At 60.5% G+C, this 20443-nt stretch carries 12 protein-coding genes and 4 pseudogenes; 14 read left to right on the forward strand and 2 right to left on the reverse strand.

The features are described 5' to 3' along the window. Positions 1-140: 140 nt before the first annotated feature. From B5V02_RS40630 to B5V02_RS18085, 11 genes and pseudogenes are all read left to right on the forward strand, one after another. Positions 141-317 (forward strand): hypothetical protein, encoded by a 177-nt coding sequence (locus tag B5V02_RS40630; protein ID WP_167458544.1) that lies wholly within the window; start codon positions 141-143, stop codon positions 315-317. A 65-nt stretch (positions 318-382) separates the two neighbouring features. Continuing rightward, positions 383-1366: a nodulation protein NodZ gene (locus tag B5V02_RS18035; protein WP_111545581.1), complete on the forward strand. Its 984-nt coding sequence runs from the start codon at positions 383-385 to the stop codon at positions 1364-1366. A 34-nt stretch (positions 1367-1400) separates the two neighbouring features. After that, positions 1401-2918 (forward strand): phosphomannomutase/phosphoglucomutase, encoded by a 1518-nt coding sequence (locus B5V02_RS18040; protein ID WP_111545529.1) that lies wholly within the window; start codon positions 1401-1403, stop codon positions 2916-2918. Positions 2919-2938: 20 nt separating this feature from the next. Then, entirely contained in the window at positions 2939-5179 is a 2241-nt protein-coding gene (locus B5V02_RS18045) for a mannose-1-phosphate guanylyltransferase/mannose-6-phosphate isomerase (protein ID WP_111545530.1), read from the forward strand. A gap of 567 nt (positions 5180-5746) precedes the next feature. Beyond that, a pseudogene (locus B5V02_RS18055) lies at positions 5747-6900 on the forward strand (IS110 family RNA-guided transposase). A 161-nt stretch (positions 6901-7061) separates the two neighbouring features. Next, positions 7062-7379, forward strand: coding sequence for a hypothetical protein (locus B5V02_RS40115; RefSeq protein ID WP_146606083.1), 318 nt, complete (start codon positions 7062-7064; stop codon positions 7377-7379). A gap of 753 nt (positions 7380-8132) precedes the next feature. Continuing rightward, positions 8133-9086 (forward strand): GDP-L-fucose synthase family protein, encoded by a 954-nt coding sequence (locus B5V02_RS18065; protein ID WP_111545532.1) that lies wholly within the window; start codon positions 8133-8135, stop codon positions 9084-9086. Between the two features lie 796 nt (positions 9087-9882). Next, positions 9883-10695, forward strand: a complete 813-nt coding sequence (locus B5V02_RS18070) for a calcium-binding protein (protein ID WP_111545533.1) — start codon at positions 9883-9885, stop codon at positions 10693-10695. Positions 10696-11134: 439 nt separating this feature from the next. Then, positions 11135-12895 (forward strand): type I secretion system permease/ATPase, encoded by a 1761-nt coding sequence (locus tag B5V02_RS18075; protein WP_245445987.1) that lies wholly within the window; start codon positions 11135-11137, stop codon positions 12893-12895. Further along, the gene (locus B5V02_RS18080; protein ID WP_111545534.1) at positions 12870-14183 is read left to right on the forward strand and encodes an HlyD family type I secretion periplasmic adaptor subunit; all 1314 of its coding nucleotides are present in this window, start codon (positions 12870-12872) and stop codon (positions 14181-14183) included. Before B5V02_RS18075 ends, B5V02_RS18080 begins: the two co-directional genes overlap by 26 nt. 1245 nt (positions 14184-15428) lie before the next feature. Next, positions 15429-16076, forward strand: coding sequence for an FkbM family methyltransferase (locus B5V02_RS18085; RefSeq protein ID WP_111545583.1), 648 nt, complete (start codon positions 15429-15431; stop codon positions 16074-16076). Positions 16077-16382: 306 nt separating this feature from the next. Here the strand turns inward: B5V02_RS18085 and B5V02_RS18090 are convergent. After that, a pseudogene (locus tag B5V02_RS18090) lies at positions 16383-16607 on the reverse strand (transposase); the annotation flags it as partial. A 193-nt stretch (positions 16608-16800) separates the two neighbouring features. Then, positions 16801-16908, reverse strand: a pseudogene (locus B5V02_RS41585) (group II intron maturase-specific domain-containing protein); the annotation flags it as partial. Positions 16909-17171: 263 nt separating this feature from the next. On the opposite strand from B5V02_RS41585, the gene B5V02_RS18100 reads away from it, so the two are divergent. The 3 genes and pseudogenes from B5V02_RS18100 (at position 17172) to B5V02_RS41590 (ending at position 20333) form a co-directional block, all read left to right on the forward strand. Further along, the gene (locus B5V02_RS18100) at positions 17172-17558 is read left to right on the forward strand and encodes a hypothetical protein (protein ID WP_208647104.1); all 387 of its coding nucleotides are present in this window, start codon (positions 17172-17174) and stop codon (positions 17556-17558) included. A 1003-nt stretch (positions 17559-18561) separates the two neighbouring features. Next, positions 18562-19914 (forward strand): annotated as a pseudogene (locus tag B5V02_RS18105) (M16 family metallopeptidase). Positions 19915-20084: 170 nt separating this feature from the next. Then, on the forward strand, positions 20085-20333 hold the full coding sequence (locus tag B5V02_RS41590; RefSeq protein WP_111545535.1) for a DUF6074 family protein: 249 nt from the start codon (positions 20085-20087) through the stop codon (positions 20331-20333). The last annotated feature ends 110 nt before the right edge of the window (positions 20334-20443 follow it).

Genomic DNA, 20443 nt, shown 5'->3' on the forward strand with positions numbered 1-20443 from the left:
TCGGTGCGCTTTGCATGTACGCGGTGTTGCCGTTCTTCCTCTCGATGATACTGCTTCGCCGGCGCCTGCTGCGCTGAGATGACTTCCGAGAGCGATGGCGATCCATGATGCAGTACCACGAAAGTTCGCTGCGGAGGCGCATGATCATCCGTCCATGGCTGACCATTCGCCGCAAGCATCTGAAAGACGCGAGCTCCGTGTTGCAGCTGACGAATGGCATCGCCAGCAGGAAAGTCAGCCTGTCACAGGTGGTGATATCCGACTGGCATTCGCAGGGGCGAGTGACATTACAGCCCAATCAGGTCGAACGGTCTTGAGACAGGCCAATTTGACTTTCATGTCACGATAAATGGAGAACGAGATGCTAGGACCACGATCACTGATGATTGGATCGGGCGAGGATCGGTTCGTTGTTTCGCGACGGCGTACCGGTTTCGGTGATTGCTTGTGGTCTCTGGCAGCAGCTTGGTCCTATGCTAAGCGGACGGGGCGGACGCTGGCCATAGATTGGCGTGGCTCCTGTTATCTCGATCAACCCTTCACCAATGCCTTTCCTGTGTTCTTCGAGCCAATTCAAGACATCGCTGGCGTACCGGTTATTTGCGATGACCAGATCAACCAGCTCTCATTCCCTGGACCTTTCTTCCCGGCGTGGTGGAATAAGCCATCGATCGACTGCGTTTGCCGCCCAGATGAACAGATTTTCCGAGAACGCGACGAGCTGAGAGAACTTTTCGAGGCTCAAGATGATACAGAAGCGAACACGGTAGTGTGTGATGCTTGCTTGATGTGGCGTTGCGATGCGGACGCCGAACGACAGATTTTTCGGAGTATCAAACCGAGGCCTGAAATTGAAGCTCGAATTGAGGCTATCTATCAGGAGCACTTTGAGGGACACGGCATAATCGGGGTGCATGTCCGGCACGGCAACGGCGAAGATATTATGGAGCACGGTCCATACTGGGCTGATCCGGAACTCGCCTTTCAGCAGGTATGCACGGCTATTCGCGAGGCTAAAGCCCTACCACATCCAAGACCTGTGAAGGTGTTCTTGTGTACTGACAGCGAGCAGGTGCGTCACGACCTGTCGGGCGTGTTTCCTGATCTTTTCACTATCCCAAAACACTTCCAGGCGGATCGGGCCGGGCCGTTACACAGCGCGGCACTGGGCGTTGACGGCGGTTTTTCCGCTCTCGTCGAGATGTACCTCCTTGCGCGATGCGATACCGTGGTGCGTTTCCCCCCGACCAGCGCCTTCTCGCGCTATGCCCGCCTCTTCGTGCCGCGTATTATTGAGTTTGATTTGAATGAACCGGGTCGTTTGATCTTGATTGACAATCCCTGCGAACATCTCCCGACTTTGTGAGTCCTGGCGTTTGTCTGGAGCAGCCTGACACGTGATGATCAAACCCGTTGGCGAAGCCCGACCCAACAGCTTCGAATTCGAAACCTCGGCACTGATCAAACCGTCCGGCTTTCGCGAATATGATGCGCGGTGGTGGTTTGGCCATCCCGCCTCGGAGGTGCCGCCCGAGCTCAATCTGATCGGCGTTCAGGCGCTCGGCATGGGGCTCGGCACGCTGATCCGCCGCCTCGGCGCCGGATCCGATATCGTCACCGGGCACGACTTCCGTTCCTATTCGCTGTCCATCAAACTGGCGCTGGTCACCGGCCTGATGGCCGCCGGTGCAAAGGTGAGGGATATTGGGCTGGCGCTGTCGCCGATGGCCTATTTCGCCCAGTTCGCGCTGGACACGCCGTCCGTCGCCATGGTCACCGCCTCGCACAACGAGAATGGCTGGACCGGTGTCAAGATGGGTGCGGCGCGGCCGCTGACCTTCGGCCCGGAGGAGATGAGCGCCCTGAAGGCGATCGTGCTGGCTGGCGACTTCGATCTTGTCGGCGGCGGCTCCTACGATTTCGCCCGCGATTTCCGCGCGACCTATCTCGACGATCTGACCCGCGACAAGCGCATCACGCGAAAGCTGAAAGTGGTCGCCGCCTGCGGCAACGGCACCGCCGGCGCCTTTGCCCCGGAAGCCTTGCTGCGCATCGGCTGCGAGGTGATCCCGCTCGATGTCGAGCTCGACCACACCTTCCCGCGCTACAATCCCAATCCCGAGGACATGCGGATGCTGCACGCCATCAGAGACAAGGTGCTGGAGACCGGTGCCGATGTAGGGCTGGGCTTCGACGGCGACGGCGACCGTTGCGGTGTCGTCGACAATGAAGGCAACGAGATCTTCGCCGACAAGGTCGGTGTCATGCTCGCGCGCGATATTTCGCTGCTCCGCCCCGGCTCGAGCTTCGTCGTTGACGTCAAATCGACTGGCCTGTTCAACACCGACGCAGTGCTGCGCGCCAACGGCGCCGTCACCGACTACTGGAAGACCGGCCACTCCTACATCAAACGCCGCGTCGCCGAACTCGGTGCCGTCGCCGGCTTCGAAAAGTCCGGGCATTTCTTCTTCAACCCGCCGATCGGACGCGGTTACGACGACGGACTGGTCACGGCAATCGCCATCTGCCAGATGCTGGATCGCAGCCCCGGCAGTTCGATGGCCGACCTCTACCGGGCGCTGCCGCTGACCTTCGGCACGCCGACCATGTCGCCGCATTGCGCCGACGATGTGAAGTATGGCGTGGTCGAGCGGGTGGTTGCCGATTTTCAGGCGATGAAGCAGGGTGGCGCCAGCTTCGCCGGCCAGAAGATCGCTGATCTGATCACCGTCAATGGCGTGCGCGTCGTCGCTGAGGACGGCACCTGGGGACTGGTGCGGGCGTCGTCGAACAAGCCGGAGCTTGTCGTGGTCGTCGAAAGCCCGGTGTCGTCGGAGCGTCGCCGGCAGATGTTCGAGGCTGTCGACGCCGTGCTGCGCCGCAGTCCGGAGGTGGGCGCCTACAATCAGACGTTCTGAGCTGAGAAGAGACAAGAAACATGACCGAGCGGATCGTCAGTTTTGTCATGAGCGGCGGCGTCGGCTCACGGCTGTGGCCGCTGTCGCGCGAGGACAATCCCAAGCAGTTCCATGATCTGTCGGGCGACGGCTCGATGCTGGCCAAGACCTTGCGTCGGCTGACGGCGCGGCCGGAAGGCGAAACGCCGATTTTTCTGATTGCCTCGGAACGCCATGCCGAACGCGTCCGTGCCGATCTCGCCGGCCTCGATCTTGCCGGCGGCGGCCCGCTGTTCGAGCCGACCGGCCGCAACACCGCCGCCGCCGTCGCGCTGGCGACACTGCGCACGCTGTCCGAGTTCGGCGACAGCCTGGTGCTGGTGGTGCCGTCGGATCACGAGATATCGACCGCAAAACAATTTTGGCAGAGTGTCGAGGCAGGTTGCGCGGCGGCAAACGCCGGCCGGCTGGTGGTGTTCGGCATCAAGCCAACACAGCCCGAAACCGGCTATGGCTACATCGAAGTCGCAGCTGAAAGCGGCGGCACCTTCGACGTGTCGCGCTTCGTCGAAAAGCCGGACCTTGCGACTGCGCAGAACTATCTCCAGGCCGGAACTTTCTATTGGAACACCGGCATCTTCCTGTTTCGCGCCGGCGCCATGCGCGACGCCTTCGCGGCGTTCCAGCCCGATATCTGGCAGGCCACCGAAGCGGCCTACAAGGCGGCGACATCGGATCTGTCCGGTCTCTACATGCCGCTGGAGCTCTACGCCGCCATCCCGTCGAATTCGATCGACTACGCCATCATGGAGCGGGCAAAAGACATCGCCATGGTGCCGGCCGGCTTCCGCTGGAACGATCTCGGCTCCTGGCAGTCGCTGCTCGATGTCGGCCCTGCCGACGACCAGGGCAATGTCGTCATCGGCGATGTCGTCGCCATCGACTGCGAGAACTCCTACATCCGTGGCGAGGGCCGCCTGCTGTCGGCGATCGGCATGAAGGATGTCGCCATCGTCTCGACATCGGACGCCACCTTCGTCGCCCCGGTCAGCCACAGCCAGCACGTCAAGAAGATCGTCGAGCAGCTAGAGAAATCGGGCCGGCTGGAAACCCGGTTCACGCCGGCGCATGACCGTGTCATCGAAAGCGGCGCCTGGCGGCGACGCGTGCATCACTGGCTGTTTCAGGAGACTTTGCCGCTGTGGTCGACATCCGGCGTCGACGAGCGCCATGGCGGTTTTCACGAAGCGCTCGGCCTTGACGCTTCGCCGCTGATGAAACCCAAGCGCATGCGCACGATGGCAAGGCAGGTCTATGCCTTCGCCGTCGCCAAAGCGCGCGGCTGGGACGGTCCGGCCGACCGGCTGATCAGCCACGGTATCGACTTCATGGCCGGGAAGGGCCGTACCGACAAAGGCGGCTGGGTGCGCACGCTGAATGTCGATGGCAGCGTCGCCGATGCCACCGAGGATGCCTACGATCATTCCTGCGTGCTGCTGGCACTGGCGCATGCGCATATGTCGGGCAATCCCGACGCCTTGCGGCTCGGCGAAGAGACCTTCGCCTTTCTCGATGCGCATCTCGAGGACAGCCGTATGACCGGTTTCCTCGAAACGTCGAACGGAGAGGGCGAGCGGCGCTCCAACCCGCATATGCATCTGCTCGAAGCTTTCATGGCCTGGCATCAAGCGACCGGCGAGCGTGCCCATCTGCGCCGCGCGGCGCGCATCATCGACCTGTTCCGCAGCCATTTCTTCGACCCGGACAGCTGGACGCTGGGCGAGTATTTCGATGCCGAATGGAAACCGTCGAGTGGCGAGAAAGGCTCCTGGACCGAACCCGGCCATCACTTCGAATGGGCCTCGCTGCTGGTCGATTTCGCTGGGCGCAGCGGCCAGGCCGAACTGAGCGGATTCGCCCGGAAACTCTATGCCTCCGCCATCGCCAATGGCCTCAACCGCGCCACTGGCCTTGCTTATGGCGCCGTCTCGCGGCAGGGCCTGCCGCTCGACCTTGTCTCACGCAGCTGGCCGCAGGCCGAAGCGGTCAAGGCGGCGATTGCGCTCGATGGTTCGGGCGGGCCGAATCTCAAGCCGGAGATCGAGGCACGCGTTGGTCGCCTGTTCCGTTGGCACATCGACCCGGCGCCGCTCGGCCTGTGGATCGACCGCATCGATGAACGCGGTCGCCCCCTCGCGTCAGACGTGCCTGCCAGCATCTTCTACCATTTGGTCTGCGCGCTGACTCAGTATCTGGACGGGACGGTAGAGAGGGAGAGCTGAGGGGCCGAAGTTGCCAATCTCCCCCCGCAGGCATTCCCCTCCCCCGCAGGCATTCCCACGCTGACGGCCGCCTGGCTGAGGTAGGCTGAAGGCTGCGAGTCCTGGTACAAGCACTAAGAGTAGCCTTCTGACGAAGCAGACGCGCTATACCTCCAGCTCTGCGACGCTCGACGCGAAAAGGCCTCGGCGCTCGGCGCCTCGATCTCCTTTTCCACAGGGTCGACAACCGCATCGAGGCGATCCGCTTCGGCACAGCGAAGCCTCTGCACGAGCCGAAGTGCCTGGCCCCCTCCTCTCCGACAAGAGTTCCAACGTCGACCCCGGCTTCGGCATCGAACGCCTTGGAGCGACGATCGCCGAGCCTCTCGTATCCCGAGACGCTCTTCATTGCTCGCTGCGGAGCAGAAGGCGGATGTTTCCGCTCTCATCGATTCGATCGCCAATTGCATCGGCGCGGATGTCTTTACGGCAGGGCGCGGTCGTGTCCCATCAGGTAGATGCTATGGGGCGAGCGGCGAGGGTGTGGCATCCTTCGCTGTTTCAACCATCATCAGAAGGAGGCGTCCCATGTCGCAATCTTTTGACGCGAGCCGGTCCCTTGCCGCTCTCCAACAGGATAACACGATCACCGCCGTCATCGAAAGTGGCTCGTCGCCGCGCTTGTTCCGGGCCTCAAGCGCCAGCCCCTCAAGAAGATCGATGCCGACGCGCCAGCACTGTTGAAGCTCTTGCAGCGCTGGCGCGACGAAGCCGGCCGGGCCGGGCACACGGTCCAGCGGATCGCCGTCGCCTATGAGGCGGCCGGCGACGGCTTCTGGCTGGCGCGCTGGTTGCGGGCGCACGGCATCGAGGCCTATGCCATCCATCCCTCGAGCGTTCCGGTGTCGCGCGAGCACCGCCGCGCCAAGACCGATCGTCTCGACACCGAGCTTTTGATGCGCGCTTTTCTCGGCTGGCTGCGCGGCGAGAAACGTCATTGCTCCATGGCTGCGATCCCGACGCTTGAAGAGGAGGACGCGCGGCGGCCGAACCGCGAGCGGGGGACTCTGGTCGGCGAGCAGACGCGGCTTATCAACCGCGTCAAGGCGATCCTCGCCCGCTTCGGCGTCCGCAGCTTCCGGCTGAGCCTGCGCCAGGCCGCGGACAGGCTGGAGAGCATCCGAACGGCGGAGGGAACGCCGCTGCCGGACAACACCCGCGCCGAGCTCTACCGCTTCCTTGAGCGGCTCAACCTCGTGCGCGCGCAGATCCGCGCCATCGAACAGGAGCGCCTGCGCCGGCTGGCGGCGGCTCCGGCTGCGGCGAACGGCCCGCACGCGATGGTTCGCCTGCTCGCGCGGATCATCGGCATCGGCGTCGAGACGGCCGACATGCCGGTCCACGAGATGCTGTCGCGCAAGCTGCGCGACCGCCGCGCCGTGGCGCGCTATGCCGGCCTCACGGGGTCGCCGGACGAGAGTGGCAAGCGCCGCCGCGAGAAAGGGCTGGCGCGCGCCGGCAATGCCCGCGTGCGGCGTGGCACGATCCAACTGGCCTGGCGGTTCCTGCGCTTCCAGAAGGACAGCGACCTCGCCCGATGGTTCCAGGCACGCACGACCGACGGCCGCAGAACCACGCGCAAGACGATGATCGTGGCGCTGGCGCGCAAGCTGCTGATTGCGCTGTGGCGTTTCGTCACCGCGGGCGAGGTGCCGCAGGGCGCCATCGTGCGTGCGGCGTGATGGAGGCACGTGGGAAAAGGAAGAACAAGGCACACCCCAATTGGCAGGGCCCGCAGCAGGGTCTGCCGATGACGATCCGAGGTGGCGGCAACCCAAAGCTACACATGGCCCTTTGGACCGCCGACGTAGAATAGCCCCGCCGCCCCGGAGCTTCGCCACCGATGCGCACGCTGCATTATGGTCAGATCCACTGCGATCTACCGAATACAAGTCTGCCGCGCGACCTTCGCGCCTGGCTCGGCGAGCTCGCCTCGGAAATCTGTCGTCGGCATTTGGCCCCACCGGAAACGGCTCACCCGACCCGGCAAAGCCGGCCGCCCGTGCTCGTGACCGTCAAGGACCAGTCGCTTCGCGATGGCCTGCAGCCACCCTTGACCGTCACTGCGCGCGGCGGCCAGTTCGAAGCCAGGTCGGCACGAGGAGATGATCGCCAATCGGCCGAACGAGGAGATGAGGAAACGAACCAGGAGCAAGCTTGACAATCATCGCCCCATACAGGTGTAGCTCGGCGGTTACGAAGCTGCTCGCGAGCGCGCCGTTAGTAGCGCTGTAGATGCTATGGGCGGCGGCGAGTGTGTGGCACCCTCGGCGCTTTGAGCAGCTACCCAAGGACGCTTCTACCACTCGCTCGAAATGTGCTCTGGGCAGTTGGCCCACTTCACGCCCCGGCGCACACCGCGCCAGGTAAACGTGACGGGACGGTGATCGGCAGAAGCGGTCATCGTCTCGCTTCGCGATGGCTGCAGCCACCCTTGACCGTCACTGCGCGCGGCGTCGTGACGCCGAGTGCGCCGCGGTCTGCGATTATTTCCGCGTCCAGGACGGGGCAGGCGAGCGATTCTGGCCTATCGCGCGGGCTGAGATTTAGATCAAGCCGTTGAAGCATGTCCTTGGTTATCTATATCGTGGATGGGTTTCATCGAAACAAACGATTTCACCAATCTTGCGGAACCTTGCATAGGAACAATTCAACGATAGGCCCTAAGATAGTTATCGATATTCGCGTTCGCTCCGAGGAGTATTTTCTCGTGTACGCCAAGCATCCCTGACGCGCATGTCCATCCGGCCAGGTTCTTCCGCGCTCTGCGCAGGCTACATCGCATTGGCTCGACGCGACGAGCTTCCCCAAAGTGCATAGGCGCTAACCCGATTTCTCTGGCAGCCGGCGGCATGCAGGCTGACCAGCTCCGTCCATATACAAATTCTAGGCGTAAGCAGATGAGAATGAAGACATGAAAAAAGTCTATGTAGCGGGCCATCGCGGCCTTGTTGGATCCGCCACAGTGAGGGCCCTCGCTGCCTTAGAATCGTATGAAATAATAATGCGGACACACGATGAACTGGATCTCTCCGATCGGACCGCGACCCGCGAGTTCTTTATGTCGCAAAGACCGGATTACGTCATTATGTGCGCCGCAAAGGTTGGTGGCATTCTTGCCAACGCAAGCTTTCCGGTTGATTTCCTTCACAACAATCTCGCGATCCAAGTCAGCGTTTTTGATGCCGCCCACGCATCCGGCGTCGAGCGGATGATCTTTCTTGGCAGCTCGTGTATCTACCCACGGGATTGCCCGCAACCGATACGAGAGGACTACCTTCTGTCCGGCCCGCTTGAAGCGACAAATCGTCCCTACGCTTTGGCAAAGATTGCAGGCGTTGAATCATGCTGGTCTTTCAACCGACAGTACCGGACGCGCTATCTCGCGTTGATGCCGACCAACTTGTATGGTCCCGGAGATAATTATCACCCCGACAACTCTCACGTTCTGCCTGCTCTGATGCGACGTTTTCATCAGGCCAGAATGAACGGTGACTCCTCGGTCGTGGTCTGGGGATCCGGAAGGCCCCGGCGAGAGTTCATGTACTCTTTGGATATAGGGGATGCCATTGCATTCCTGCTCGGCCTGCCGGATTCAGATTTTGGCGACTTGACGGCTCCCGAGACCGCGCCTCTGATCAATGTTGGCGTTGGAGAGGACGTCACAATTCGCGACCTGGCGGAACTGATTAAGGCGACGGTCAGCTACGAGGGCGATTTGGTGTTCGACACCACAAAGCCAGACGGCACACCGCGCAAGCTGCTGGACGTATCGCGGTTGCATACTCTTGGCTGGAAAGCCAAAACGCCTCTTGGTGCCGGGCTGCAAGCGACGTACGAGGATTTTCTCCGGCATCATAAAGCTTGACGCTGATGCTCACAGCCTGGCTGCTGCATGTTCGATCTGTTCCAACTTTCTTGCGCCATTCAAATCTGGCATCGCCGCTGCGAGAGGTGCGTGAAGCACTCATATACCGGCTAACGGCCTGGTTCGCCCCAAATTAGGCCGCTAGCACACGCCAGGGACATCATCGTCGGCATATTGCGGACGGCGACCGCGCGCGACCTGCCACGACGTTGGAGCCGGCAGGACTCCGGGTTCACAGCGCCGACCGGCGCGGCCGGGAGCGCCCCATGTTCGCATGGCTCGCCTTATCCAAATTCAGTACGGAGGCGCCACCCGCCAAGTCCACCGCATGACGCAGATGATCTGAAACGCGCTCTGTTGTTTGCCTGTCGCAGCCCCGCGAAATCCCCGGGATGGGGTTCCGGTACACCGTGGTCAGGCCTGTCGCCGACCCGAGTCGAGCGCGCCTATGAGATCGACACATCGATATTGCGCCGAACGAACATCACGGTTGGCAGCTTGTGCAGGAGCCCCGGGCCACCTCACAGGAAGGCTGCGGCGTAAAAATGCGCAGCGCGACTCGGATTTTCCACGCCCCGCTGACGCGTCGAATCCTCAGATCCGAATTGCCCCGGGCGACCAGCGTCGCCCGCCGCCAGGGAGGCCCGCAACTGCTAAGCAGAGGGGCGAAGTGCACGTGGACGCATCCATTCCGTAAATGTGATCCATCAAAGCAAACGATTACTCTGATGACCCGATAACGAATATGAAGGCGCGCCAGCTGGCGTGGTGGGCTGCATCATAAGGAGTTTTTGCGATGGTAAAGATTATCGAGGGTGGCCCGCGTTCCGAAACGCTCCTCGGCACCGAGCTTGAGGATTGGATCGGGGGTTACCAGGGCAATGACTGGCTTGACGGTCGTAGCGGCAACGACGAACTCTCGGCTGGCGAGGGCAGTGACCAAGCAATCGGCGGCGAGGGCAACGACCGCATTTTCGGGGACGGTGGCATGGACCATCTCTCCGGCGACAACGGCCGCTACAAACCGCGCATCGTCGGTGAGGATAATGACAAGCTCAACGGCGGTCCCGGCGAGGATGTCCTCTACGTGGGGGACGGCGAGGACTCGCTGATCGGGGGCGCCGACAATGACACGTTCCTGTTCCAGTTCCACAATCCGATGCCTGGGGTCGACCCGAGTGTCGGGTCGAAGCCGGACATTACCACTATCATCGATTTCGACCGGACGGAGGATAAGTTCGCCTTCGATGCGGTGGGCCTCGACAACGACGGTTTTGGGGCGAACTTCATCAATAACGCCAGCGTACAGTCTGGCTCCCCGGTGAGCAGCTTCTACAGCGGTGCGGCCTCGGGTGCGAACGGCGAGCACGTCGTGGTGATCACTGACGAACCTTTCACCTCTGCCTCTGCCGCCGCGAGTGCGATCTCCGGCGAGGCCCCCGGCGACATCATCGTCTACCACTACAACGACGGCATGAACAGAATGGCGAATTTGGCCTATGTCACCTCCGAGAACCACGCGCAGGAGTTCGTTCACCTGAGCGGTATACACAGCTTGGCCGACCTGGCCGGCATGGGCCTGACCGCGTCGGACTTCAGCTTCGTTTGATCCGGAAAACCCGTACGGAACCCGCGCCCCGCCACCCCCGGCGGGCGCTTTCCTTTTCAGCTACTTGCGGCTGGCCATGGCGCCCGGGAGCAGGCGCAGCGTGTTCAGCTTTATGAAGCTCTGTGCGTCGCGTGGTCGTAGACCGAATCCTTCTCGAAGGTGACATGGTCGATGCGGCAAGGCTGCTCGCGATGATGACGTTGCGCCTAGAAAGCTTCAGCCGGACGGTGTTGTTGATCCGCTCCATCAAATGCCGGGACTGAACATATTCAAGTGCGAAGCGCTGATCCTGGATCAGCGAGCGGTGCGGTCGGTGTCGTAGGCCCTCCGCAAGCACTATGCGGTGCTGGATCGCCAGATCCTCCCGAACGCTTTTTTAACGGAGGCCTCCCTGAGTAACTATCGCTTGAAGGTTTCAGCTTCCAAAAAGCAATTCCCTTTGAAACCTTTCCCTCTGACTTCCACTATTTGGGGAATTTTATTGATCAGTGGCGTGGTCAACGTGCTTGGGCTGATCTCGCCGCTGTTCATGCTGCAGGTCTACGACCGCGTTCTGGCAAGTGGCAGCGTACCGACGCTGGTGGGGCTCGTCGTGCTTGCCGGGGGACTTTATGCGTTCCAATGCCTGCTCGACATTCTGCGTGCCCGCGTGCTGCTGCGGATCGGCGAGCGTTTCGATGGACAGTTTTCCGGACGCGTTCACGATGCTATCGTTCGCCTTCCGCTTTCAACGCGCATGCCGGGCGACGGCTTGCAGCCGCTTCGCGATCTCGACAACGTTCGCGGGTTCCTTGGTGGAAACGGTCCGACGGCGTTCTTCGATCTGCCATGGATGCTGTTTTATCTTAGCATTTGCTTCCTCTTTCATTTCTGGATCGGCATGACGGCCCTTGTCGGGGCGATCGTCCTCATATCTCTGACACTTCTTACCAACGGTCTCTCGCAACGGCCGATACGCGACACCGTTGCCCACAACATGGTCCGCAATGGTCTACTGGAAGCAGCACGCCGCAATGCCGAAGTCGTGCAAGCTCTCGGTCTCGGAAAGCGGATCGCTGCCCGGTGGCACAAGGCCAATGCCAAGTACTTGGCCGCCAATCGGAAAGCCGGGGACGTGGCAGGTGGGCTCGGTGGCATTTCAAAGTCGCTGCGCGTGATGCTGCAATCGGCCATTCTTGCCATCGGCGCTTACCTTGTCATTAGGCAGGAGGCTACGGCCGGGGTCATGATTGCCAGCTCGATCATGATGGGGCGTGCGCTGGCTCCGGTCGATCTGGCCATTTCAAGCTGGAAACCCTTCCTCATGGCGCGCCAGAGTTGGGCGCGGCTGGAGGACCTCCTGGCAAAGATTTCTGAAACCGCTCCTGTTATGCCAATGCCTGCACCTGAACGCGAACTGCGCGTCGAAGGCGTGACAATCGTACCGCCCGGCGAAAGGAAGCCGACCGTGACCGGCCTTGCGTTTGCCGTTCAGGCGGGAACCGCACTCGGGGTCATCGGTGCATCGGGTTCCGGCAAGTCGACACTCTCGCGCGCCATCGTCGGCGCATGGGCGCCGGCCGCCGGAAAGGTTCGCATCGACAGCGCAAGCCTAGATCAATGGGACCGGGAAGCACTAGGCCGTCATGTCGGCTATCTGCCGCAAGGCGTTGAACTGTTCGACGGCACCATTGCCGAAAACATCGCTCGTTTTGAAGATAATCCTGACCCTGAGGCTATTGTCGCCGCGGCGAAGGCAGCGGGCACGCACGAACTGATCCTCCGATTTGAGCACGGTTACGAAACTCCGATCGGTGAGGCCGGATCGGCACTTTCCGCCGGGCAGCGTCAGCGTATCGGTCTTGCCCGTGCTCTCTATCGCGACCCGTTCCTTGTTGTGCTTGATGAACCCAATGCCAATCTTGATGCGGAAGGCGAGGCCGCCGTCGTTGAGGCGATCGCCTCCGTCCGCGAGCGTAGGGGCGTTGCGGTTGTCGTCGCCCATCGGCCGAGCGCCATCCGCGCCGTGGATTACGTGTTGATGATGGAAGGTGGGCGGCAGAGAGCCTTCGGTCCGCGTGATGAAGTGCTTCCCAAGGTCCTGAAAGCTGCAGCGATGGCACCAGGCGCTGGCGTCAAGGCCACCGGGTCTACGCAGGATAACGTGCGAGAGTGCGCTGACATGGAGGATCCCGATGTCCGGCATCGATCAGAACAATGACGTTTCCAGTTCCATTCGCAGCCACCTGTTGGTGGGCCTTCTGGCGAGCGTGATCTTTGTGGGAGGAGCCGGAGCCTGGGCAGCCGTCACGAATCTCTCCGGTGCGGTTGTCGCGTCCGGACACTTTGTCGTCGATTCCTATGTGAAAAAGGTGCAGCACCCAACCGGCGGGGTTGTGGGAGAAATCCTGGCGGGCGAAGGCGATAAGGTAAAAGCCGGCGACATCGTCATGCGGCTCGATGCCACCCAGACGCGCGCCAATCTCGCCATCGTCACCAAGCGGCTCGATGAGCTGGCCGCCCGGCTGGCACGGCTCGAAGCTGAGCGTGACGATCTGGCGGAGATCGCCTTCCCGGACTGGCTGCTTGCCCGCAGAAATGTTCCGGACGTAGCTTCGGCAATACATAGTGAGACGCGGCTGTTCGAATTCCGCAGACAATCCCGCGAAGGAAGGCGGGCCCAGCTAGCGGAGCGCATTACCCAATATGAGCACGAGATGGAGGGACTCAAGGCGCAGGAGATTGCCTATGAGAAAGGCATCGAGATTCTCCAAAAGGAAATTGCTGCCCTGAGTGGGTTGCGCGAACAAGGAATTGTCTCGGACCAACGCTTGAACAGCCTGAAGACGCAGGTTGTCACTTTCGGCGGCGAACGCGGTGAGAAGATCGCCAACCAGGCACAGTCGGCAGGCCGCATCACCGAAACGCGCCTGCAGATCCTGCAGATCAATCAGGATCTCAAGACGGAAGTCGGCCAGGAGCTCAGGGAGGTTCAGGCGCAAGTAGGAGAATATGTCGAGCGCAAGGTGGCGGCTAAAGACGAACTGCGACGTATCGATATTGTCGCGCCGCAATCCGGCATCGTTCAACAACTCGCCGTTCATACGGTCGGCGGAGTGATCACGCCCGCCGATCCGATTATGCTAATTGTGCCAGAAGCTGACGATCTCGCGCTGGAATTGCGCATCACCCCGAAGGACATCGATCAAATCCAGCTTGGTCACAAGGCCGTGCTGCGGATGTCAGCCTTCAATCTGAGAACCACGCCCGAATTGAACGGATATGTCAGCCGGGTCGCAGCCGATCTGGCGACGGACGAAAAAACCGGCATGTCCTATTTCCTGGTGCGCATATCGGTCCCGCATGCGGAACTGACGAAGCTCAAGGACCTGACGCTTGTGCCTGGCATGCCGGCCGAAGCAATGGTCCAGACGGGTGAGCGTACGGCGCTTTCCTATCTTGTGAAGCCGCTATCCGACCAAATCAGTCGGGCATTCCGCGAGGAATAGAATATTAGACCTTTTTGCTGCTGACGTCTTATTTTGCGATAAGTGGAATGTAAGGCTAAGGCAGGGAATTCCGTAATGCTGTCCCTGCACTTCAGCGGCAAAGGGAGGTTCTCTCAATCCGTTTCTTCTCGTATAGTCTATAAACCTCCTCGTTCGCTCGCTCTGCGACTTCGGCGACAGGTATAGAGAGCGCTCTCGCAACGTTGAAATACCAGTGATGTTGTCCGTTGAATGATGACGCTTCAAATCAGACGGATCTCGACGCCCGTACGTAGAAACGCCCAGCAACTTTGCCGCAAGCGAATAGTCGCTGATCCCGAAGGCATCGCGCCGCGCGCCTGCAATTCCTGGAGCAATGCAGGAAGCGCCAACCGCATCAATGACACTGCAAGAGCCGGAAAGACGTGAGCACCCGTCGATCGCTTGAACGCCTCGGCGATTGATTTGTCGTTCTGCGTGTTGGCGGTTTACTGCGGATGCGCGATTTCCGGTTGGACATGGCCCAACGGCGAACTGAGAGATTGGCCGCGAGGTCTCGCGGTCGAGCATTGGCACTTGCTTCAGCGACGACGAAATTCCTTGTTGTGCCGAACCATATAGTGGCCGGAGGCCCATGAAGCCGGTTGTCGATGGTGCCCTTCCTATCAATCGCCCTTGGGCGCATTTGGCGAAGAACTCCCCGCGGAGCCCTCGGAATGTCACCTCCGCGGAACGGGTCGAAGTCAGCCTTGCGCTTGCTCACTACACTGGGCCCGGAAGAAATCGTGGGCCTTTGGTTCATCCTCGGAACCGCGATCGGGTCGGCGTAGGCGCAACCCGCCGAATCGTAGTCCTCTCTCGGTCAATACCAGATGCATCGCAGGCATATATCCAGCCGGTCTATGCGTTCCATCAACACAATCGATTTTACCGATTTTAGAGAATAGCGGATAAGGAAAACGTCTGTCGGGAGAACAGGTCAACTGAGAACGTGAGCCGCCACTCGCCGACCACGTCAAATCGTCCGACTTCTTTCGAAAGGCTTATGGGCCGGCGCGGTCGCCGCAGAACCATTCAACAGCAATCGAAGTTGGGGCGGTGGTGCCAACCCCGGAGTTCGCTTAATATACATCCCCAGGGGTGTCGCGCGTGCAACTAAGGCATTGAGGACGAAGTTCAATGGAAATACTGCGGTCTTTTAGACAAAACCTGCCAATCTCTATACAGCGGTCTGTGCAAGAACTGCTGGAGCGCACGCGGGAACCTATGTCTTCGTTAAAAGTGCATCAGCAGATCGTTGAACTCCTCCAAAAACCCAATCCTGTCATCTTGGACATCGGCTGCAATGACGGAACGGATACGCGACGTTTTCTTAGGCTTTGCCCAAAGGCTCAGCTTTACTGCTTTGAGCCAGACCCTCGAGCGGCTGCTCGCTTTAAGAAATATATGAATCTGTACCTAGACAAAGTGAGGCTATTTGAGATCGCGATCAGTAGCCGAAATGGCACGATTGATTTCCATCCAAGCAATGCAGATGGAAGTGCGAAGGAATGGGACCAATCTGGTTCGATACGCCGACCCAAGAATCATCTTATCGAACATGATTGGGTTCGGTTCGATCGCCCTATCTCAGTTGAAACTCGAAGGCTTGACGACTGGTGCAGCGAAGCGAATCTGAACAAGATCGATTTCATCTGGATGGATGTGCAGGGAGCCGAGTCAGATGTCATCTCTGGCGGCGGACAGACCTTGAGCAACACACGCTTTATCTACACGGAATACAGCGACCATGAGCTCTATGAAGGCCAGCTGTCCCTGCAAGCTATTCTTGATCTTTTGCCTTCGTTCGAATTGGTGACCTGCTATGCCCGCGGGGCGGAAGGTGATGTATTGCTTAGGAATACGAGCCTCTAGAACAGGCCCGTTCTGCTTCTGTCCTGCTGCAGCCTTCATCCTCTATTAGAGATCCACTAGCCGCTGGATTAGGCTGTGAGGATCGTACCGTGAGCGGTCGCAGCATGCTTGATTGGACGGAGGCCTGGCTGCCCTTGCATAGGGGAAATGTACGCCCCAGAATAATGCGATGCGCCGATGGATCCGAAGGCTTGTTCGGTCACGATGATTTCGGAGAAGGCTCCGGAGCCTTCGCCGCAGCGGAGGCGGACATCATTCCTAGGATGCCACCGCCGATGATCAGTACCAACGGGGGCGTCCACACATGTCCATGACGACTACGTCGCCCTGCGACAATGTCGGGACCAGCACCTGCTCGACATAGGCCAGGAACACGTTGCCGTTCATGGCGCCGTCGTAGACGAAGGGCGCAGTCAGCCGCAGCGCTCCGGTGAAGGTCGTGGTCTTCCAGTGGCCATGCGGCACGCCGGCCCGGCAGCGCTCGCCGCGCGGCGCTCTTCCACGCCGGCGGGTCATCTTTGTGGAGAGGCCGGGGTGAGTAGGCCGGAGGAATTTCACCTGCCGGCCTCTCGCAGAACGGTGCGTGAACCTCTCGATTCACACCGCTCCCATCAGGCGAACGTATTCGTTCCGAACACCTTCCAATGCACGAACAGTCCGGGATCCTGAGCTTCCGGTTGACGTAGTCAGCCAGAGTGGACAGGGCAGAACGGCTGAACCGGCCGTAATAGGCTATCCATCCCCGAAGGAGCGGATTGAGCTGTTGGGCGATTTCAGCCAGCGTCCCCGGCGTCTGCCGCGGTATGTTCAAGCTTTTGATCGTCGCTCGCATCGATTTCAGTGCCGTGGGGCTGGCCGCAGGCGTCTAGCCACAGAAGAACTCGTCTCGCTGTGTCTTCGCCACCCGTCGCGGCCGGAATTGATACCCGAGGAAGTCGAACACGACATTCGGGTATTTGCCCCTGCGCCTTTGGTCCTTGCAATAGACGATCCTGGTCTTTGTCGGATGTATTTGAAGCCCGCATGCTGCCAGTCGAGCACCAAGCTCCGCCTTGAAGGCTTCGGCTTGCTGATGCGCATCTGTTGCTTCACAGAATGCGCGACATGCAGGCCGGCTTGCCCGTAATGCGCCAATTCGTTTGCGACGCGATCGACAGAGAGTCCGAGCACTGGATATATTATGGGCTATTCCTACTCTTCGCGCCGTGCTTTGATTATTCCGGCTTTCCGTCTGCTGAGCGCTTTGCGATGGGCGAAGAGCTGTCCAAACACATCGTGGCACTCCCGCAAGGGGACGGCTCTAAGTTCATGTCTTATCCGAGGGTCGCTCAGTACTATCATGAGAGCGGCAACAAAGATCGCGCGATCGAGTTGGTCGAGCAGGCACTGAAAGCGCTGGAGGGTCCTGAGCCTATCTCGAACGACCTGAAACAGCACCTTCTACCAGAGTTGCTGCAGGCTCTGGCCAACTACAAGGGGTGAGAAGGTTTGTCACGACGCTATCTGTGTGGCTCCAAACAAGGGCTGATTCGACAGCTGGTATACCGTTTGGGCGGACAGCTTTTGATGCGAATGGCGCAAACCCGCGCCCGGCTTGCTAATTCGCCTCGGCCGCTCTTTTGGACCTCGGTCCGAAGGACGACGGTGCTACGATGCCCGCCTTTGGCTAGGCAGGCTATGAGCTGAGCTACGGGTTTGCCCGCGAACCGTTCGCCAGTCTGGCGCAGGTGCCTCTCAACACCTCCACCACACTGAGGTTTCATGCCGCTAGCGAATTCGATCTTGGCGGCATGGCCATCAAGCACGTGGGATGGCTTGGCTGGCGGCATGCCTGCGATCTGGTGCTGCAGCCCACGCTTGCCTTCGCCGGCGGTTCGATGGGGCAGCCCCTGTGGCACACTCGATATCAGGACTTCAATGCCCGAACACCGACGCCACCCTCAATAAACCCATAAATGAGGTGTCGCGCGCTCACGGTTTGGCGGCTTGACCCAGGCAATTCGAACGCCACCCGCGGAGTGTTCGAGGCGCATCCTATTCCCCGGCGCGACAGCATGCTCAATCCTTTTCCGCACCCGCTAGATATTGCAACACGCCGCGAGCGCTTTGGGTTCGCGTTGTCCAATGTCCGACAATGTCGGGAAGGCAGCGTAGCAGTGTCATATCGATCTCCTTGGGTTTGAACGGTTTGTCATTTGGCACGGTTCATGCGCCGTGATCCGCAAACACGTTAGGGACCAAGGAGAAGACGTTGAATGATCACCTCACCGAAAGCTACCGCCGCCGCGGGTCTCCCGGACGAATCCAAGGGTGACGCTCTAGCGAGGCCCGGCAACATGAATACGGCTGCTCATCCGGCTCGGCGCTGCCCCTGATCCACCTTCTCCCACGATCGGGGAGACAGGACGCAGCGGGTTCAAACTGAGGAGTAACTCACTTGCCCCGAACCTTGCCTCTCGTCCCGCCACCACAACCGGAGCCATCGATGAACGTTCTGTCTGACGAACTGCGCAGGATGCCTGCTGCGACCACCCTGGTAATCACCGCTCCGGCTCTGGCCGCCAGCGGCGACGGCAAGGCGACGAATTTCCTGCTCGACAACGGCATGGAAATGGTCGTCATCCCCGATCACCGTGCGCCGATCGTCACCCATATGGTATGCTACAAGGTCGGCAGCGCCGACGACCCGCTGGGCAAATCTGGCGTTGCCCATTTCGTCGAGCATCTGATGTTCAAGGCGGCCACGACCAACCATGCCGCCGGCGAGTTGGGCCGCGCCGTCTCGGCCACCGGCGGCTCGATCAACGCCTTCACCTTTTGCGACTACACCGCCTATGTCGAGACGGTCGCGCCGTCGGCGCTGGAGCAGATGATGCGCTTCGAGGCCGATCGCATGCTCAACCTCATCCTCAACGACGAGGATATCAAGACCGAGCGCGATGTGATCCTGGAGGAGCGAAGATCGGACATAGACACCGATCCGCAGGCCGTGCTGGAAGAGCAGGTCGCCGCGATGCTCTGGCAGAACCAGCCCTACCGTATTCCGATCATCGGCTGGATGCAGGAGATGGAGAAGCTGAACCTCACGGACGCCAAGGCCTTCTACGACAAACATTACACGCCAAACAACGCCGTGCTGGTGGTGGCCGGCGATGTCGAGCCGGAGGCGGTGAAGGCGCAGGCCGAGAAGACCTATGGAAAGCTCGCGCGCGGTCCCGCCCTACCGCGCATCCGCCCGCTCGAGCCGGAGCACAACACCACGCGCACGGTGACGCTGAGGGATCCCTGCGTTCCGGTGTCGGACTTTTCCACACATTAGGTGGTGCCGTCCTATCACACGGCCGAACCCGGCGAGGCCGAGGCGCTCAGTGTTCTGGCGAGGATCCTCGGCGGCGGCAACCGCAGCCGGCTTTACCAGCAACTGGTGGTGAAACAGGGCATTGCCGCCGGGGCCGGCGCTCATTTCTGGGGCACCATGCTGGATGCCACCAGGTTCACCATCTACGGCTCGCCGCGCGGCGATGCCAAGCTCGCCGATCTGGAGGCGGCGGCCGATGCTGAGATCGCCCGCGTCGTCAAGGACGGTGTGACCGACGACGAGCTGGACAAGGCCAAGAACCGCTGTGTCCGCTCGCTGATCTTCGCCCCCGACGAGCAGGACCAGGTGGCCGAGATGTATGGCTCCACGCTTGCCACTGGCGGTAGTGTGAGAGACGTCGAGGAATGGCCGGACCGCATCCGCAAGGTCACCGCCGACCAAGTAAAGGCGGTCGCCGCCCGCTATCTCGTGCCCGAGCATTCAACCACGGGCTATCTCTTGCCCAAGACGGAGACGTGATGTGATTACGAACCAACGCTGTGGCCTCTTTGCACAGGCGCGCTCCCCCCGCGGAGTGGTTTTCAGCGCGTTAGCCGGTTCAGGCGTGCCATCCCCCGGCCAAAAAAGCGCTGTTCACGAAATTTTTTAACCCGCCAATGCCTATTCGCGGGTTGAAGGTAAGGTGATCGATGGCTGATTCAAACATAAGCGTGTTTCCGCTGCATCGTCGGCGGAAATTGGTCGAATCTATCGCCCGAGACCTGGAATCCAAGAACGAGGAGGACGCGAATGCCTTCTGGCGAAGCACCGTCAAGACAATTCTCATCCAACTGTCCGAATCAGGAATTGCACCGGGGCTCGCCGAACAGGAAATTAGAACGCTTCTCCGTGCTGTCTTAGGCGATATAGCCGCCCGGTCTGCGAAACTCGGACGATAGCATCGGCGCACGAGGAAGAGTTGCCGCGTGGAGCCCCCGAGGCTTCGCTAAGGCCAGCAACACTGCATCCGCCAATGCCGATCTCGGGCCGCTGACTGCCACGGAGACTC

This window comes from Mesorhizobium kowhaii (assembly GCF_003253745.1).
Taxonomy (GTDB): Bacteria; Pseudomonadota; Alphaproteobacteria; order Rhizobiales; family Rhizobiaceae; genus Mesorhizobium; species Mesorhizobium kowhaii.